The 17,905-nt window shown below is 59.7% G+C and carries 16 protein-coding genes and 2 pseudogenes; 4 read left to right on the top strand and 14 right to left on the bottom strand.

Going from position 1 to position 17,905, the window contains the following annotated elements:
• Positions 1–36: 36 nt before the first annotated feature.
• Positions 37–1,806, bottom strand: coding sequence for a glycoside hydrolase family 2 protein (locus ACXPUX_RS04950; protein ID WP_458830475.1), 1,770 nt, complete (start codon positions 1,804–1,806; stop codon positions 37–39).
• A gap of 78 nt (positions 1,807–1,884) precedes the next feature.
• Here ACXPUX_RS04950 and ACXPUX_RS04945 point away from each other — a divergent pair, with 78 nt between their 5' ends.
• On the top strand, positions 1,885–2,037 hold the full coding sequence (locus ACXPUX_RS04945; protein WP_458830474.1) for a hypothetical protein: 153 nt from the start codon (positions 1,885–1,887) through the stop codon (positions 2,035–2,037).
• A gap of 16 nt (positions 2,038–2,053) precedes the next feature.
• Here ACXPUX_RS04945 and ACXPUX_RS04940 read toward each other — a convergent pair.
• Positions 2,054–2,842 (bottom strand): annotated as a pseudogene (locus tag ACXPUX_RS04940) (ABC transporter ATP-binding protein); the annotation flags it as partial.
• Positions 2,843–2,846: 4 nt separating this feature from the next.
• On the opposite strand from ACXPUX_RS04940, the pseudogene ACXPUX_RS04935 reads away from it, so the two are divergent.
• Positions 2,847–3,329, top strand: a pseudogene (locus ACXPUX_RS04935) (helix-turn-helix domain-containing protein); the annotation flags it as partial.
• An 80-nt stretch (positions 3,330–3,409) separates the two neighbouring features.
• Here the strand turns inward: ACXPUX_RS04935 and ACXPUX_RS04930 are convergent.
• The 4 genes from ACXPUX_RS04930 to ACXPUX_RS04915 all read right to left on the bottom strand — a co-directional run bounded on the left by ACXPUX_RS04930 (position 3,410) and on the right by ACXPUX_RS04915 (position 7,591).
• Complete coding sequence (locus ACXPUX_RS04930) at positions 3,410–4,630, bottom strand: MFS transporter (protein ID WP_002584949.1); 1,221 nt, start codon at positions 4,628–4,630, stop codon at positions 3,410–3,412.
• Positions 4,631–5,005: 375 nt separating this feature from the next.
• Entirely contained in the window at positions 5,006–5,242 is a 237-nt protein-coding gene (locus ACXPUX_RS04925; RefSeq protein WP_014080336.1) for a hypothetical protein, read from the bottom strand.
• A gap of 839 nt (positions 5,243–6,081) precedes the next feature.
• On the bottom strand, positions 6,082–6,564 hold the full coding sequence (locus ACXPUX_RS04920; RefSeq protein ID WP_015537423.1) for a MarR family winged helix-turn-helix transcriptional regulator: 483 nt from the start codon (positions 6,562–6,564) through the stop codon (positions 6,082–6,084).
• Positions 6,565–6,721: 157 nt separating this feature from the next.
• Entirely contained in the window at positions 6,722–7,591 is an 870-nt protein-coding gene (locus ACXPUX_RS04915) for a phosphoribosylaminoimidazolesuccinocarboxamide synthase (RefSeq protein ID WP_015537422.1), read from the bottom strand.
• A gap of 323 nt (positions 7,592–7,914) precedes the next feature.
• Between ACXPUX_RS04915 and ACXPUX_RS04910 the strand changes: the two genes are divergently transcribed.
• Both ACXPUX_RS04910 and ACXPUX_RS04905 read left to right on the top strand, forming a co-directional pair.
• Positions 7,915–9,354 carry a 6-phospho-beta-glucosidase gene (locus tag ACXPUX_RS04910; protein ID WP_458830471.1) on the top strand — a complete coding sequence of 480 codons (1,440 nt, stop codon included), beginning with the start codon at positions 7,915–7,917 and terminating at the stop codon, positions 9,352–9,354.
• An 80-nt stretch (positions 9,355–9,434) separates the two neighbouring features.
• Positions 9,435–10,496: a glycerophosphodiester phosphodiesterase gene (locus tag ACXPUX_RS04905; protein ID WP_458830469.1), complete on the top strand. Its 1,062-nt coding sequence runs from the start codon at positions 9,435–9,437 to the stop codon at positions 10,494–10,496.
• A gap of 87 nt (positions 10,497–10,583) precedes the next feature.
• Here the strand turns inward: ACXPUX_RS04905 and fabZ are convergent, their stop codons facing one another.
• From fabZ to ACXPUX_RS04865, 8 genes are read right to left on the bottom strand one after another with little or no spacing between them, the layout of a single operon-like run.
• Positions 10,584–11,054, bottom strand: a complete 471-nt coding sequence (gene fabZ, locus ACXPUX_RS04900) for a 3-hydroxyacyl-ACP dehydratase FabZ (RefSeq protein WP_458830467.1) — start codon at positions 11,052–11,054, stop codon at positions 10,584–10,586.
• A gap of 3 nt (positions 11,055–11,057) precedes the next feature.
• The gene (gene fabF / locus ACXPUX_RS04895) at positions 11,058–12,296 is read right to left on the bottom strand and encodes a beta-ketoacyl-ACP synthase II (protein WP_458830465.1); all 1,239 of its coding nucleotides are present in this window, start codon (positions 12,294–12,296) and stop codon (positions 11,058–11,060) included.
• 12 nt (positions 12,297–12,308) lie between these two features.
• Positions 12,309–13,058: a 3-oxoacyl-[acyl-carrier-protein] reductase gene (gene fabG / locus ACXPUX_RS04890; protein ID WP_458830463.1), complete on the bottom strand. Its 750-nt coding sequence runs from the start codon at positions 13,056–13,058 to the stop codon at positions 12,309–12,311.
• Positions 13,055–13,987: an ACP S-malonyltransferase gene (gene fabD, locus ACXPUX_RS04885; RefSeq protein ID WP_458830461.1), complete on the bottom strand. Its 933-nt coding sequence runs from the start codon at positions 13,985–13,987 to the stop codon at positions 13,055–13,057. The genes fabG and fabD overlap by 4 nt, the downstream gene beginning before the upstream one ends.
• Positions 13,984–15,051 (bottom strand): NAD(P)H-dependent flavin oxidoreductase, encoded by a 1,068-nt coding sequence (locus tag ACXPUX_RS04880; protein ID WP_458830459.1) that lies wholly within the window; start codon positions 15,049–15,051, stop codon positions 13,984–13,986. The genes fabD and ACXPUX_RS04880 overlap by 4 nt, the downstream gene beginning before the upstream one ends.
• A complete protein-coding gene (locus ACXPUX_RS04875; RefSeq protein ID WP_458830457.1) occupies positions 15,045–15,980 on the bottom strand; it encodes a nitronate monooxygenase in 936 nt (311 codons plus the stop codon). The genes ACXPUX_RS04880 and ACXPUX_RS04875 overlap by 7 nt, the downstream gene beginning before the upstream one ends.
• Before the next feature lie 5 nt (positions 15,981–15,985).
• Positions 15,986–16,936, bottom strand: a complete 951-nt coding sequence (locus ACXPUX_RS04870; protein ID WP_458830455.1) for a beta-ketoacyl-ACP synthase 3 — start codon at positions 16,934–16,936, stop codon at positions 15,986–15,988.
• Entirely contained in the window at positions 16,933–17,892 is a 960-nt protein-coding gene (locus ACXPUX_RS04865; protein ID WP_458830453.1) for an acetyl-CoA carboxylase carboxyltransferase subunit alpha, read from the bottom strand. Before ACXPUX_RS04865 ends, ACXPUX_RS04870 begins: the two co-directional genes overlap by 4 nt.
• Positions 17,893–17,905 lie beyond the last annotated feature (13 nt).

Here is a 17,905-nt window from a genome sequence, read left to right as displayed (position 1 = left end):
TTCTCGTCAAAATCAACCATTTGTTGTGACAGAGCCTTATTTTATTACTTTTGCAAACTCTGCATCAAGGGCGGCGTTCACCGAACGGACGGCGTTGGCGTCCGGCTTGATGGCGGTGCGGTCGTAGGTGAACAGGCCATTCACCTCGTCCTCCACATCAGTCAGCTGAGTGTATACCAGCGCCGAAAGCCCCTTTTGCAGCTGCGGCAGCACTGCGCCCAGCTGCAATTTTTTGTAGCGGGCGGTCAGCTCCTCCCGGCTTTTGGCTGTGCCGTAGCCGTAGGTCTTGCGGGGCGGCTCGTGCCCCGGCATGGGCCATGCAATGCCGCCGTACTCGCTCAGCGCCACAGTGCGCGTCTGCGGGCGCACCCGCAGGGGGTAGAAGTAGTTGTGCAGGGAGTATACATCCCCGCCGCCCTGATCGTACCAGCCGCTGGCCTCGTCCACAAGGCGGGTATCGTCCAGCGCGCGGATGGCCTGTACTGCCCCGGCGGCATCGTACTGTCCCCACCCCTCATTGAAGGGCACCCAGCAGCCCACGCAGGGGTGGCAGCGCAGCGCCTGCACCGTGTCTGCCAGCTCCCGGCGGTATTCTGCGCGGCTGCTTTCGCTCCCCCGGCTCAGCAGCTCCCACAGGGGTGCTTTGTCCGGCAGACGGCGCATAAGCGGCTGCAAAACATTGGTCAGGTAGGTAACGAACCACAGGTTATACTTACTGCCGCCGTTGACCATATCCTGCCAGACCACAAGCCCCAGCTTGTCGCAGTGGTAGTACCAGCGCTGCGGCTCGATCTTTGCGTGCTTGCGCAGCAGGTTGTAACCCAGTGCCTTTACCTCGCTCAGCTCCCGCTCCACCGCCGCATCCGAGGGCGGGGTGTACAGCCCCTCCGGCCAGTAGCCCTGATCCAGCAGGCCGTTGAGCAGGATGGGCTTATCGTTCAGGCAAAAGCGCAGCACGCCTCTTGCATCCGGCGCGCAGCTCCACTTGCGCAGGGCAAAGTAGCTGTGCACGGTGTCGAACTGCTCTTCCTCTCCCTGCGTGGTGCCCACGGTCAGGTCGTACAAAAAGGGCGTGTCCGGGCTCCATGGGAAGAAATACTCGTCCGCAATATGCAGCGTCACCGTGCCGTCTTGGCCGGCCTCGTCGCTGCCCCAGTCCTCGGCAATGGTCACACCCCCGGCGCGCACCACCGCCCACAGGTTCGCCGCGCCGCCGGGCGCAGAGGTATGGGCTTTCACGGTCACCGTGCGGGCATCATAGTCCGGCGTAACGGTGAGAGACTGGATGTAATTTTCCGGCACGCGCTCCAGCCAGACCGTCTGCCAGATGCCGCTCTGGGCGGGATAGAACATCCCGCCGGGCTGCAAGGTCTGCTTGCCCCGCGCCTGTGCGCCGTAGCCGGTGGGATCCTGCACCGCCACCCACAGGCTGTTGCGGCCGGTGCCGTTGAGCTGCGCGGTGATATCCAGCGTAAAGGGCCAGTAGCCGCCCCGGTGACCGCCCACCAGATGGCCGTTCACCTGCACAGCGCAGGCGTAGTCCACCGCGCCGAAATGCAGCAGCACCCGACCGCCCGTCCCGGCGGGCGGCGCAAAGTACCGGTGGTAGTGCAGCCACTGTCCGGGCTGCAACGTGCGCCCCACCCCGGAGGCGCGGCACTCCGGCGCGTAGGGCACCAAGATCTCACCATCCCAGCCCGCCGGGCGCTGTGCCGAGGCGGTGATGGCATACTGCCACAGGCCGTTCAGGTTCTCGTAGCTGTCCCGGCGCATGGCCGGGCGGGGATATTCCGTCAGAGGGTGCATACACTCACCAGCCTTTTCTACTCGTTTGCTCCATTCTAGCACAGCCCGGGGCGTTTGTATACCGTGGAGCGGACGATTTTGAATGGCCGCCGCGTAGCTCTGGCCATCTTCAGCGGAAAACTATTTTTATATTTGCAATTCTGGAAAATCTGCGGATTTTCCAGAATTGCTTCTTCACGAGAGCAAAAAAACGCCGCCGCACAGCGGCATGGCTGTGCGGCGGCTTTGTGAGAAGGTGGAAAATTGTTTAGTTCTCGGCCAGATTACCGGTATAAAGCTGGTAATACTTGCCCTTTTTGGCGATCAGCTCGTCGTGGCTGCCGCGCTCGATGATGCGGCCCTGCTCCAGCACCACGATGCAGTCTGCATTGCGGACGGTGGACAGGCGGTGGGCGATGACAAAGCTGGTGCGGCCATACATCAGGCCGTCCATGCCGCGCTGCACCAGCGCTTCGGTGCGGGTATCAATGGAGGAGGTCGCCTCGTCCAGGATCAGCACCGGGGGATCCGCCACGGCTGCACGGGCAATGGCAAGCAGCTGGCGCTGTCCCTGCGAAAGGTTGGCACCATCGCCGGTCAGCATGGTGTTGTAGCCCTCCGGCAGACGCTTGATAAAGCCGTCGGCGTTGGCCAGACGGGCGGCGGCGATGCACTCTTCATCGGTGGCATCCAGCCGACCGTAGCGGATGTTCTCCATCACCGTACCGGTGAACAGGTGGGTGTCCTGCAGCACGATGCCCAGCGAGCGGCGCAGGTCTGCCTTTTTGATTTTGTGGATGTTGATGCCGTCATAGCGGATCTTGCCGTCCTGAATATCGTAGAAGCGGTTGATCAGGTTGGTGATGGTGGTCTTGCCCGCACCGGTAGAGCCGACAAAGGCGATCTTCTGCCCCGGACGGCCATACAGGTTGATGTCGTGCAGCACCGTCTTTTCCGGCACATAGCCAAAGTCTACGTCCGTAAAGGTGATGTCGCCCGCCAGCTTGTGGTAGGTGGTAGTACCATCGTGGTGGGGGTGCTTCCACGCCCACAGGCCGGCGCACCCGGATTTCCCCCGGCTGATGGCTGACCTTGAAATCTATGTGAACGGAACGGCACTGAAACAGGCGCAGGGTGCAAACGCCATAGTGGACACGATGAGCGCAACTGTTATAAAAAAGCATAATCCTGGCATGAGTGATACGCAGTTAAGACAGCTTATCACCGCCCATATTGATGAGGACGAGTTTTGCCGCTATGTGATACAACGGGACATAAACGGGATTGCCCTTGCTCTGCGGGAAACACACAAGGACGATTTTTTCAGCGTCCCAGAGGATAACCCGCTAAAAGAAATGCTGGAAACTGCTGGTGAAATCGTCAGCCAGGACAGCGACACGGAACAAGCGTACTTGGCGTTTATCTGCAAACGGCTCAAGCTGAATTTTAGGAAGCTGTCAGTAGAAGAACGGAAGTGGCTGAAAAAGATTGCGGAAAAATCCGACTTGCTGAAGAATCCAAAACCGCAGAGAGGACGAAGATAAAAAATGCCTGAACGGCGGTTCTGGTTTTTCAGAACCACCATCCAGGCATTTTGTTTAGTAATAGAAAAAGGTGCAGTTGATTATTGCGTATTGTCAATCTCTCTCAAACCGGGTAGTAAAAATACGGCAAGCGCAACGATGATAATGCCAATTCCGCAAATGACAAACCATTTCTCAACTCCCAGCCGCTCCGCCAGAGGCCCGGAAATGACAAGGCCAAACGGCATGGCGAGGGAAGCGGCGCTTGTCAGTAGAGAAAAAACTCTCCCCAGATATTCTGGTTTGACCGTTTCTTGAAAAATCGCATTTTGCACACCGTAAAATGGAGCGGAAATTCCCATAACAGTACAGCACACAACAAAGACAAGAAATGCGTCTGGCGGCAAAAGCCCGGAGAGCATATTGCTAACGCCCATCAGGAGAACGGAAAGACCGATGGTGTACCGCCGTTTCTTAAAACCGCCCCAAATGCTCAGAATGACTCCGCCAAGCAGCATACCAACCGCAAAAGCAATTTCAGCGGCAGAGGCATGGGCCGGTGTTCCTTTGAAGTATGACATACAGATGAGAGGAAAAAGCGTACTGATTGGCATATAAAAGAACATATAAATTACACCAATCCAGAGCAGAGCAAAGAGGCCCCTGTTTTGCTTTAATACCACATACCCCTCTTTCATATCCTGTAAAAACTGTTGTCTTTTCGTTTCTGGACATAGTTCAGGCGTTGGTATGGACGAAATCGCAACAGTCACACAGGCAAGGATTGCACCCACAATATCTAACAATATAATTGCATTAAGAGGCCAAACAGCATATAAAAACGCTGCGGCAGCTGGACTGATAATCGCACTTACTGCTTGCATGGTCTGCGTGTAACCAGCGCATTTTGTAAGTTCCTCTTTTGGCACAATCATAGGTGTTGCTGCGCTGAATGCTGGAGAATGAAAAGCAGTTCCCGCACTTCGGATTAACAGGACAACCATAATAGACCATACGGGCAATTCCATGTAAAACGCCACCAGCGCCAGAATACCGCCAGCGGCGGCAATTATCAAATCCGCACCAATCATTACGCTTTTACGGCTGTGCCGGTCAACAAAAGCACCTGCAAACGGACCTAAACAGGCTTGCGGCAAAAATCCAATCAGTGTTGCCGCCGTCAATATGATTGCAGAATTAGTTTTCGCAACCAAATAAAAGATAATGGCCATTTGCAAAATACCGCTGCTAATAAAGGATATTGCTTGTCCGGCAAGAAGTGTAAAATAAGTTTTTCTCCATGAATTGTTGTTTTGGGTCATAATGCGAACCTCCTTTTTTATTGCATTGTTCCTTTGTTTCTGCAATAAAAAGCAGGCGTTGTCCCACAGAGAGGGCAGACGCCTGCATAACAACAAAGCACGAAAAAACACCACGATACAGTTCAAAGACTGCTCGTGTCAAACCTACGTGTTCCTTTGCATACGCACGCAAAAAAAGCCCACCATCATGTGGAAAGGTACTTCTACTTTTTATTGCTTATTAGCGTACACAAATTAACACACGTAAGCCTCCTTCCAATCTCAAACTGTCGCACAGTATAACACACATCCGATAGACTTGTCAACCATTTTTAACCTTGTTTTCCATCTTGTTTTTCCATCTCTTACGGGCAGTAGCAAAGCCAGGCGAGCCAGTCAACGGTCAAGATGAACGGCGCTTTCAGCGCCGCCGTTGACAGTCTCGCCCGTCTTTGCTAATGGGTAATCAAGGCGGGAAAGCCATTTTAGGGCTTTCCCGCCCATTTCAATTTTGGGAGAAGAAAGGCCCCAAAATGAACGAGTGCGGCCAAACACTTTTAGGGATTGGCCACCTTGTCCACCCATCCAGCGGGGCGGCGGGGAACGGTCAAGGCCGGGCGTCAGCCCATTCATTTCAGCCTTGACGGTTTCCTGCCGTCCTGCTACTTTTCCCGGAGTGTGGCCACACATCTGGTCACGGTGTCCAGAGCTTTGGGACTTTTTGTCCCATAGGCCGGGGGCGGAGGACGAGGGACGGGGGCTTTCATAATACGCCCTGTCTGCTGCTGAAATCAGCCCTTTGTTTCCGGCTTACCAGCCCCAAACAAAGCCCTGCTTTCCTGCCGCGTCAAATGCCCTTGCCCTCCCCGGCGGCAACGGTATTTTCAGGGCAACGCCGACAGAGCGTATAACACACTACACTTTGCTCCGCAAAGTCGTGTGCCAAATGGGGCGCTGCCCCCTTTGGAAACCCCCGCAACAAACAGGTGCTATGCACCCAGCCGGGAGCATAGCGCCGTTTGTTGTCAGCAGCCCGTTTCACGGTCTGCGTGTAGTTCCTTGTAAACTGACCTAAACAATTTTATACATAACAATTTAAATGTCAAGGCGTTTCGGAAAATGTTCACAATTGCTAATTTAACAAGCACTTTTTCGGCGCTTTGACGGAAAAGGTGGGGTACCCCTTCCCCAAGAGGACGAACCCTCTCAGTCATCGCTACGCGATGCCAGCTCCCCCGAAGGGGGAGCTTTTGGCGGTAGCGGCAAGGTTTCTCATTGCACTTGATACTTTAAAATAGGGCTGACGGCGTGCGCCCTCTCCGTCACCTGCGGTGACACCTCTCCCAAAGGGAGAGGCAAGGGCACTGCCGGAAACTTTCTCATTATGCCTAATACTTTAGCAACAAACTTTAGACCTTGGCTCCCCCTTCGGGGGAGCTGGCGCGGGAGCGCCTGAGAGGGTTCGCTCTCCTTTATTTCAGTGCCTCCCGCAGCTTGTTCAGCAGCCGCAGCAGCTCTGCGTTCTCCTCCTCGGTCAGCAGTCCGGCCACATAATCGTCGGTCTGGTGGAAGGAAAGCAGGGTCTTTTCGTGCCGCTGGATCCCCTCTTCGGTCAGTACCAGCTGCTTGAGCCGGGCATCCTGCGGCACGCTCAGCCGCTGGATGTAGCCCTTGCGCTCCATCAGCTGCAAAATGTTCGTCACCGTGGAGCGGGTGATGGAAAACTCCCGCTCGATGTCCCGCTGAAACACCGGCTCGTCCCGGTGGCGGTAGAGATACTCAATGATCCACCCGTGCATGGGGGTGGTCTGCTCTACCCCGTTGGCGCGGGAAAACTGGTTCAGCCTGCGGAAGATCAGGTTATCCACCCGGTGCAGCTGGGCAGGGATGACCTGCGGCCCTTCCCACGGCGGGTCCAGCTTGCAGGGCTCTTCAATAGGGTGCTGTGTACACATAATATTTTTCCTCTGTTCAAATTGTTCGATGTGAAACTGTTTGATACGATACATATTTTATCCATATCCCCGCTCAATGTCAAGAGGGCGGGACGCAAAAAGGCCGCTGTGGAAAATTTTCCGCAGCAGCCTTGGTTTTTATGGATACGGGATACGCTTACAGCTTTTTGCCGGTCAGCAGCTCGTAGGCCTCCAGATACTTGGCAATGGTCTTGTCAATGACATCCTGCGGCAGGTCGTAGTTGCTGTCGGGGTTGGCCTTCAACCAGTCGCGCACGAACTGCTTGTCGAAGGAGGGCTGGCTGTGACCCGGCTCGTAGCCCTCCAGCGGCCAGAAGCGGGAGGAGTCCGGGGTCAGCATCTCGTCGCCCAGCACCACGTTGCCGTCCTCGTCCAGACCAAACTCGAACTTAGTATCGGCAATGATGATGCCGCGGGACAGTGCATACTCGGCGCACTTCTTGTACAGGGCAATGGTGTAGTCGCGCAGCTTAGTGGCGTACTCCAGACCGTGGCCGGGGAACTGCTTCTCCAGTACGTCGATGCTCTGCTCGTAGGAGATGTTCTCGTCGTGGTCGCCGATCTCTGCCTTGGTGGAGGGGGTGTAGATGGGCTCGGGCAGCTTATCGGACTCCTGCAGGCCCTCGGGCAGCTGGATGCCGCACACCTTGCCGGTCTTCTGGTAGCTGGCCCAGCCGCTGCCGGTGATGTAGCCGCGCACGATGCACTCGATGGGCAGCATGGTCAGCTTGCGGCACATCATGCTGTTGCCGGTGAACTGGGGCTGGCGGAAGAACTCCGGCATATCCTGCACATCCACGCTCAGCATGTGGTTGGGCAGCAGATCGCGGGTGTAATCGAACCAGAACTTGCTCATCTGGGTGAGCACGGTGCCCTTTTTGGTGACCTTGTTTTTCAGGATGACGTCAAACGCAGAAATGCGGTCGGTGGCAACCATGATCAGGCTGTCGCCATTGTCGTAGATCTCGCGGACCTTGCCTTCTTTGATGGGTTTGAACTCAGTCATAATCAAACACTCCATTTTTCCATGTTCTCAGCAGCGCAGCAGCGCGGCGCAGTTCTTACCTTACTATTTTACCATACTGCCGCGCGGTTTAAAAGGAACAGAATAAAAGAAAAACAGGCCGGATTTGTGTTTTTATCGTGAAAAGTGCGCAAAAAGCAGCAGGGAATTTCGGCGTTTTGACGATAAAAGTCGTACTTTATCCCCAAATGCACCCACCTTTGCAAAATGCAGTCATGGACAAGCGCCGCCGGTTGCGGTATCATAGTATTATGAATATATCTGCGCTCCGCAGGGGCGCAAAAGTAAACAGGGAGGTAAAGAGTATGGGCAAATTTCCCAAGGGCTTTTTGTGGGGCGGCGCTACCGCTGCCAACCAGTGCGAGGGTGCATGGCAGGCAGACGGCAAGGGTCTGGCAACGGTGGATGTGACCCCCTTCGGTGCGGACCGTTTTCCGGTGGCAACGGGCTATATGGAAATGCTGGACTGCGATGCCGCGCATTTCTACCCCAGCCACGAGGCTATTGACCTGTATCATCATTATAAAGAAGATATCGCCCTGTTTGCAGAGATGGGCTTCAAGTGCTTCCGGCTGTCCATTGCATGGACCCGCATCCTGCCCAACGGCGATGACGCCCAGCCCAACGAGGCGGGGCTGGCTTTCTATGACAGCATTTTTGACGAGTGCCATAAGTACGGCATCGAGCCGCTGGTCACCATCTGCCACTTTGATACCCCCATTGCCCTGATCAAAAAATACGGCGGCTGGAAGGATCGCCGCATGGTGGACGCCTACGTCCACTACTGCGAGGTGCTGTTCGACCGCTTCAAGGGCAAGGTAAAGTACTGGCTCACCTTCAACGAGATCAACATGCTGCTGCACCTGTCCTTTACCGGTGCAGGGCTGGTGTTCTACCCCGGCGAGAACGTGGAACAGGTCAAGTATCAGGCCGCCCATCACGAGCTGGTAGCCAGCGCAAAGGCAGTAAAGCTGGCGCACGAAAAAATGCCGGACGCCATGGTGGGCTGTATGCTGGCGGCAGGGCAGTTCTACCCCCGCACCTGCGCCCCGGAGGATGTGCGGGCGGCACAGGAGGCCGACCGGGACAACTACTTCTTTACCGATGTACAGGTGCGCGGCGCTTACCCCGTGTGGGCAAAAAAGCGGATGGAGCGCGCCGGGGTGCAGCTTTGCACCCAGCCGGAGGATGACCGCACGCTGCGGGAGGGCACAGTGGACTTTGTGTCCTTCAGCTACTATTCCAGCCGCTGCATCACGGTGGATAAAGCGCTGATGGCGGCAGAGAATGCGGAAGGCAACGCCGTGTCTGCATCGGTGAAGAACCCCTACCTGAAAGCCAGCGAGTGGGGCTGGGCCATCGACCCGGTGGGTCTGCGGGTGACCTTGAACACCATCTATGACCGGTATGAAAAGCCCATGTTCATTGTGGAGAACGGTCTGGGCGCGGTGGATACCGTAGAGCCGGACGGCTCCATCCACGACAGCTACCGCATCGACTACCTGCGCGCGCACATCGAGGAGATGGAAAAGGCCATCAATGAGGACGGTCTGCCCTTGATGGGCTACACCACATGGGGTCCCATCGACCTTGTAAGCGCTTCTACCGGCGAGATGAAAAAGCGGTACGGCTTTATCTATGTGGACAAGGACAACGACGGCAACGGCACCCTTGCCCGCAGCCGGAAGGACAGTTTTTACTGGTACAAAAAGGTCATTGCCTCGGACGGCGAGGACCTGAACTGAGCAAGCGCCCCGGCACTGTTTGCGGTATGGCAGCGCCGGGGCGTAAACGTGTGAGGACGAACTGATAACGGAGAAAATTTATGACACCACAGATCATTGCACACCGCGGTGCTTCCTATCTTGCACCGGAAAATACCCTGACAGCCTTTAAAAAAGCCATGGAACTGGGCGCGGACGGCGTAGAGATGGACGTACAGCAGACCATTGACGCCGGGCTTGTGATCCACCACGACTATATGATCGATCTGCACACGGATATTTCCGGCAAGATCTACGATATGACCATGGGCGATCTGAAAGAGCTGGATTTCGGCAGCTGGAAGGACGCCATCTATCAGGACGAAAAGATTGCTACCTTGCAGGAAGCCATGGAGCTGTGCAGGCAGATGCCGGAATGCACCGTGCATCTGGAGCTGAAATCCACCATGGACAACGACCCGGACTTTGTGCCCCGGGTGCTGGAAGTGCTGCAGCAGACCGAGATGGTAGAACAGGTGGTCCTTGTTTCCTTCAACCACGCGCTGCTGCGGCAGGCAAAGCAGCTGCTGCCCGAACTGCGGGTAGGTGCACTGGTATACGGCGAGCTGGAAAGCATGCTGCTGCCACCGCCCATCATCTGGAAGGATCTGGGACTGACCAACGGCATAGACGACATGGAAGCCATGGACGCTGCCCTGCCGGAGAGCGCAGCAGATGAGGAAAACTGCAGCTGGATGACCCGCTGGATGAGCGATAAGGTAAGTATGCTGCGGGCAAACTTCCCCGGTGAGAGCCTGAACGAGATCTACAAAAACCTGATGGCGCAGCGGGACCTGCCCGCCTATATCAGCAGTCTGGACTTTGTGCCGGAGTGGGTCAGCTGCGAGTACCACACCGCCTACAAAAATGCCGGTTTCATCGATAAACTGCACGAGATGGGCATCAAGGTGTCTTTGTGGACAGTGGACACGGAGGATTCCGTCCGCAGCCTGCTGCGCACCAGCGCCGATGCCTACATCACCAACCGCCCCGACCGCGTGCGGGAGTGGATGGAGAAGGAGCTGGCAGCGACCGCCCCGACAGAAACCACCACGGAAGAAACCGCCCCGGCAGAGCCTGCCCCCGCTGCTGAAGCAGACGCCGGGACAGCTGCCGCAGAGTAAGTCAGCCGGAATAAGCACAAATAATCCCAACAAAAAAGAGATAGGCTTTCCCGAAAAGGGATCGTCTATCTCTTTTTGCATTCATTTTTATTCCGCTGCTTCGGTCAGCGCAAAGGTCAGCTCTGCGGTGACGGCGCACTTGCCGTCCACCCATGCCGAAGCCTTGCCTACGCCCACAGCGCCGTGCTGCTGCACCAGTTCACAGTGCAGGGTGAGCACGTCCCCGGGGGTGACCTGCTTGCGGAAGCGGGCATTCTTGATGCCGCCGAACAGCGCCAGCTTGCCCTTGTTTTCCGGCAGACTCAGCGCCGCCACAGCGCCGGTCTGTGCCAGTGCTTCCAGCAGCAGTACGCCGGGCATGACCGGCTGCGCCGGGAAGTGGCCGTTGAAGAATTCCTCGTTGCGGGTGACGCACTTGCGGCCGATGACCCACTGCCCCGGCTCGTAGTCCAGAACGCGGTCCACGAGGGCAAAGGGGTAGCGGTGGGGCAAGATCTCCGCGATCTGCACACTGCTCAGAGTGTTGGCGTTTTCACGCACGGTACGGGGCTCTGCCATGGGTCAGCCCTCCCATCTGCGCAGGGCGATGCAGGCATTGTGGCCGCCAAAGCCCAGACTGTTGCTCAGCGCATACTGCATTTCCTGCTGCCGCCCGGTGTTGGGCACATAATCCAGATCACACTCCGGGTCAGGCTGAGCATAGTGGATGGTGGGCGGGGCGAACTGGTCCCGCAGTGCCAGCGCGGTGAACACGGCCTCGATGCCGCCCGCGCCGCCCAGCAGATGGCCGGTCATGCTCTTGGTGCTGACCACGGTCATCTCCTTGGCGTGTGCGCCGAACACGGCGTGGATGGCGGCAGTCTCGCAGGCATCGTTCATGTGGGTGCCGGTGCCGTGGGCGTTGATGTGGTTCACCTGCTCCGGTGCGATGTCGGCATCCGCCAAAGTCAGCTTCATGCAGTCGATGGCGCCGACGCCGCCGGGAGCCGGGGCGGTAAAGTGGTAGGCGTCGCAGTTGGCACCGTAGCCCACCACCTCGGCGTAGATGTGTGCGCCGCGCGCTCTTGCGTGCTCCAGCTCTTCCAGCACCAGCACACCGCTGCCCTCGCCCATGACAAAGCCGCCGCGGCGGGCGTCAAAGGGCAGGCTGGCAGCGTCCGGGTCGGTGGCGGTGGAAAGCGCCTTCATGCTGGTAAAGCCGCCGATGCCCAAGGGGCTGATGCAGCTTTCCGCACCGCCGCAGACCATCACCGGCTCGTAGCCGTCCCGGATGCGGTGAAAGGCGTCGCCCACGGCGTTGGTGCCGCCGGCGCAGGCCGTGACCGGGCAGGTGCACATGCCCTTCAGGCCAAAGCGGATGGCCACCTGCGCCGCTGCCATGTTGGCAATGGCCATGGGCACAAAGTAGGGGCTTACCTTCTCCATGCCCTTTTCCTCGCCGCGGGCGTGCTGCTCCTCGATCGTGGGCAGACCGCCGATGCCGCTGGACAGGATGACGCCGATGTTTTTGCCCTCGGCTTCAGTATCGATGCCGCTGTCTGCAATGGCTTCGGCGGCAGCGCCCAGCGCCAGCAGGGTAAAGCGTGCCATCTTGCGGACTTCCTTTTTGTCCACCACGGTCTCAGGGTCAAAGCCCTTTACCTCACCGGCCAGCTTGCACTTGAAGTCGGTGGTGTCGAACTGGGTGATGGGGCCGATGCCGCATTTACCGGCACGGGCTGCCGCCCAGCTGTCGGCCACATTGTTGCCCAGCGGGTTCACCGTGCCAAGGCCGGTGATCACAACTCTGCGTTTATTCATAAGGGTTCTCCTTTACATTGCCATGCCGCCGTCCACACAGAGCACCTGCCCGGTGAGATAGCTGCTTTGTTCTGCGGCAAAAAAAGCCACTGCCTGCGCCACATCCTCCGGCTGGCCTGCGCGGCCTGCGGGGATGCCCTGCGTCATGCCGGTGCGCACCGCCTCCGGCAGCACGGCAGTCATGTCGGTGTCGATAAATCCGGGTGCTACCGCGTTCACGGTCACGTTCCGCGCAGCCAGCTCCCGGGCAAGACTCTTGGTCAGGCCGATGAGCCCCGCCTTGCTGGCGGCGTAGTTGGTCTGCCCGGCGTTGCCCCGCAGCGCCACCACGCTGGAAAGGTTCACGATGCGGCCATAGCGCTGACGCACCATGCGGCGGGCGGCCTCCTTGCAGCAGAGAAAGGCGCTTTTCAGGTTGGTGTCCAGCACCGCGTCAAAATCCTGCTCGGTCAGGCGCAAAATCAGGTTGTCCCGGGTGATGCCCGCGTTGTTCACCAGCACATCCACCCGGCCAAAGGCCTCGGCGGCGGCATCGAACAGCGCTTTGCAGCCCTCGGCGGTGGATACATCCGCCTGCACGGTCACCGCCTGCACGCCCTCGGCGCGGCAGAGCACTGCCGTCTGCTCCGCAGGCTCTGCGCCGTGGCAGTAGTTCACCACCACATTGCAGCCCTGCTTTGCCAGTGCCACGCACACTGCGCGGCCAATGCCCCGGCTGCCGCCGGTAACAATGGCGGCGCGGGTCAGCTTTTCTTCGCTCATTCTGCTTCCTTCCATGCGGTCAGCACCGCATCCAGCTGTTCCGGGGTCTCCACTGCGGTGCAGGTCACCCCGGGCAGGGTCTTTTTCACAAAACCGCTCAGGGCGCTGCCGGGGCCGACTTCCAGAATGTGGTCCACGCCCAGCTCGCCCAGACGGCGCAGGGTATCTTCCATGTAGACGCTGCTCTGCACCTGCTTTACCAGCAGCTGCGGGATGCTGTCGGTCTCGGCCTTTTCATGCCCCAGACAGTTGAACAGCACCGGCGTCTCCATGGTGCCGAAGTTTTCGCCCACAAAGCGCTGTGCCAGCGCATCCCCTGCGGGAGCCATCAGCTTTGTGTGGAAGGGGCCGCTGACCTTCAGCGGGATGCAGCGGCGGGCACCGGCTTCCTTTGCCAGCGCGGCGGCCTGCTCCACAGCGGCTTTCTCGCCGCCGATGACCAGCTGCCCCGGGCAGTTGTAGTTGCAGATCTGCACACAGCCTGCCTCAGCCGCCTGCTCGCAGCAGGCAGACAGTTTTTCTCTGTCCAGTCCCAGCACGGCGGTCATACCGCAGGCAAGGCCCTTTGCAGCCTCGGCCATGGCCTTGCCCCGGAAGGCGGTCAGCTCGATGGCCTGCTTTGCGGTGAACACCCCGGCTGCCTGCAGCGCGGAGTATTCGCCCAGCGAAAGTCCCGCCAGATAGGCGGGCTTTACGCCCTTTTCAGCCAGCACAGCGGTCACGCCGCAGGCAAAGGCCACCATGCAGGGCTGGGTGTATTCGGTCTGGTTCAAAACGCCGTCCGGATCCTCAAAGCAGACGCGGTGCAGGTCAAAATCCAGCGCTGCGCTGTCAAAGGCCGCCCGGAAGGCGGGAGATGCTTCGTAAAATTCCTTGCCCATGCCGGGGTGCTGTGCACCCTGACCGGCGTAAAGTACGGCAAGCTTCATAAATTCTGCCTCCATTCGGTCACAAGTTCGTCCATCAGCTCACGCACGGTGCGCATCCGGTCCAGCCGGCCCACGTTTTCGCCGCAGAAGAAGAGCCCTTCCTCCACGTTGCCCTTCACCGCCTCGATGAGGGCGTGGGTGATGCAGTAGGGCACGGCGGCGGGGTCGCAGGTCTTGAGACACCGGGCGCAGCGCTTGGGCGGGAAACGTTTGCCCTCGGCCAGCGCCTGCACCAGCGGGGTGTTCAGCGCACGACCGGGCATTCCCACCGGGCTGTGGATGATGCGCACATCCTCCGGCTTAGCCGCCAGCAGCACGTCCTTGTAGGTCTGGGAGGCGTCGCACTCGTAGGTAGGGATCAAGCGGGTGGCAAGCTGCACGCCCGCAGCGCCAAGCTTTGTAAAGTGTGCCATATCGGCACCGGTGTACACGCCGCCCGCCACAAATACCGGGATGGCGTGGCCATATTGTTCCTCGTAAGTCTTTACCTCAGCCAGCACCCCGGGTAGGATCTCGTCCAAGGTCTGGCAGCGGTCGGCCAGCAGGTCCTCCTCGGCAAAGCCGAGATGTCCGCCCGCCTTGCAGCCCTCGATGACCACAAAATCGGCGGTGCGGTCAAAGCCCTTTGCCCAGCGGCGCAGGATGAGCTTTGCCGCCCGGGCGCTGGATACGATGGGCGCAATGGCCACTTCTTTTGTGCCCACGATGCCCGGCAGCTCCAGCGGCAGACCCGCACCGGAGACCACGGCATCCACCCCCGCCGCTACGGCGGTGCGGATGGCGTCGGCGTAGTCCCGGGTGGCTACCATGGCGTTGATGGCTACCAGACCCATGCCCCCGGCGATGGCCTTGGCTTTTTGAATCTCTGCGGTCAGGGCGCGGTGGTTGGCTGCCGCCGGGTCACGGGCAAAATCCGGCTCGCGGTAGCCTGCATCGGCGGTGGAGATGCACCCCATGCCGCCGCAGGCTGCTACCGCACCGGCCAGCCCGCCCAGCGAGACGCCCACGCCCATGCCGCCCTGCAAAATGGGTAGTTGCAGGGACTTGCCGCCAAGGGTCAGCATTCGGTGTTCAGCGCGGCGATGCGCTGCCTCCCACCCTGCCACAGGTCGGCAAGGATGTCGGCCACGGGGCGCACCTCGTGCAGCATTCCGGCCACCTGACCGGCCATCAGGCTGCCGGTTTCGGTGTCACCCTCAAAGACGGCGCGGCGCAGGCTGCCCAGCGTGTATTTTTCCAGTTCCATCTTGTCCGCGCCCGCCTTTTCCTGACGGACATACTCCCGGCTCATGCGGTTTTTCAGCACACGCACCGGTGCACCCACGGTGCGTCCGGTGACGATGGTGTCACTGTCCCTGGCCTTGAGCAGCGCGGCCTTGTAGTTGGGGTGAATGGGGCACTCCTCGCTTGCCAGCAGGCAGGTGCCCACCTGCACACCGCAGGCACCCAGTGCCAGCGCAGCCGCCAGCTGACGGCCATCGGCAATGCCGCCTGCGGCGATGACTGGCACGCTGACCGCGTCCACCACCTGCGGCACCAGTGCCATGGTGGTCATCTCGCCCACATGGCCGCCGCTCTCGGTGCCCTCGGCGATGACGGCATCGATGCCCAGCGGCTCCAAGTGCCGTGCCAGCACGGCAGCCGCCACCACCGGGATCACCTTGATGCCGGCAGCTTTCCACATGGGAACGTACTTGCCCGGGTTGCCTGCGCCGGTGGTAACCACGGCGACTTTTTCCTCCACCACGATCTGGGCAAACTCATCTGCCTGCGGGTGCATGAGCATGATGTTCACGCCAAAGGGCTTGTCGGTCAGTTCCCGGCAGCGGCGGATATTCTGGCGCAGGGTATCGGCATTCATGCCGCCCGCACCGATGATGCCCAGCGCACCGGCATTGGAGCAGGCGGCGGCAAACTCGCCGGTGGCAATGTTGGCCATGCCGCCCTGAATGATGGGGTACTTCGTCCCCAATATCTCGTTTAAAAGTTTCATGGTTTTTATCCTTTATACTCCACGATCATGCCGCCCCATGTCAGGCCGCCGCCGAAGCCGATGCAGGCAAGGATCTGGCCGGGGTGCAGCTGGCCGCTTTCAGCCAGCTCGTTCAGCGCCACCGGGATGCTGGCAGCACTGGTGTTGCCGTGGCGGTCCATGTTTTTGTAGAACTTTGCACCGTCGGCGTGCAGCGCCTTGACGCAGTGGTCGATGATGCGGCTGTTGGCCTGATGGCAGACCACCCAGTCCAGATTGTCCAGCGTAAGGCCGGTCTCGTCCAGTACAGTGTGCAGGCACTTGGGCAGGGCGTCCACCGCAAAGCGGAACACCGCCCTGCCGTCCATGCTGATGGGGTCAGAGCCTGCGCGGCTGGGGCCGCCGGCATGGATGGCGGCATCGCCCCGGGCACCCAGCGTGATGGCAAAGGGCGCGGAGGTGTCGGTCAGTTCAAACACCGCCGCACCGGCTCCATCGCCGAACAGCACGCAGGTGGAGCGGTCGGTGGGGTCCATCAGGCGGGAGAGTGCCTCGGTGCCGATGACCAGCGCGTACCGCCCGCCCAGCGTAGCCAGCAGGCCGCGTGCCACCGCCGTGCCGTACAAAAAGCCGGAACAGGCGGCGTTTACATCCAGTGCGGGGCGGTTTTCCGGCAATGCCAGCGCCGCCTGCACCTGACAGGCCACGCTTGGGGTGGCGTCCGGTGCGGAAAGGGTGGCGCAGACGCAGCAGGCAATGTCTGCCGGGGCAAGGCCGCTGCGCTGCAGCGCCTGCTTTGCGGCGGCAATGGCCAGTGTAGCGGCGTTTTCGCCCTCGGTGCAGTAGTGCCGTGTGCGGATGCCGGTGCGGGTGGTGATCCACTCGTCGCTGGTATCCACGGTGCGGCTCAGCTCTTCGTTGGTGACCGTGCGGCCGGGCAAAGCCCCGCCGGTGGCGATCAGACGCAAACCCTTCATGCTTTCCTCATTTCTCCGATCTGACGGAATTTCTGGTAGCGCTGCTCGGCCAGCTGACGGCCATTCATGCAGGCAAGGCTGCGCAGCTGACGCTGCAATGCCTCGTCCAGATTGCCGAACAGTACCCCGTGGGCGCGCTGTGCGCCGCCCACCGGCTCCGGGATGATCTCTTCCACGATGCCGTCCTTGTACAGATCCTGCGCGGTCAGCTTCATGATCTCGCAGGCTTCGCCGCTGCGGGAGGGATCCTTCCACAGGATGCTGGCAAAGCCCTCGGGGCTCAGCACCGAGTAGACGGCGTTTTCCAGCATCAGGATGCGGTTTGCCACACCCAGCGCCAGCGCGCCGCCGGAGGAGCCCTCACCGGTGACCACTGCGATCACCGGCACGGTCAGGCCGCTCATCTCCATCAGGTTGCGGGCAATGGCCTCGCCCTGTCCGCGCTCCTCGGCGTCCTTGCCGGGGTATGCGCCCGGGGTGTCGATGAAGGTGATGATGGGACGGTCAAATTTTTCCGCCTGCTTCATCAGGCGCAGGGCCTTGCGGTAGCCCTCCGGTCCGGGCATACCGAAGTTGCAGCGCAGGTTTTCCTCCAGCGTGCTGCCCTTGCGATGGCCGATAACTGTGACCGGCTGGCCGTGGAACAGCGCTACACCGCCCAGAATGGCGGCATCCTCCTTGCACTGGCGGTCGCCGCACTGCTCAAAGAAGTCGGTGAACAGTGCATCCACGATCTCGTTGATGTGGGGGCGCTCCGGGTGGCGTGCCAGAAAGACCCTGTCCTCTGCGGTCAGCGCCCCGCAGCCAGACAGCAAAGCGTCCTCCTGTGCGGAAAGCTCTGCCAGCTCGGCAGCGTGGTTGGTAATGTCGGTCATGTTCTCGTCCGCCGGGTCGCCGCGCAGAGCGGCGATCTTTTCATCCAGCGGGGCGAGCTGTTGTAAGATGTCCTTGATCATAAGGCGCTCCCTC

It is taken from the genome of Faecalibacterium sp. PGM34 (genome assembly GCF_054456555.1).
Note: the sequence above shows the minus strand (reverse complement) of the source record. Positions and strands in the feature narration are given on the sequence as shown.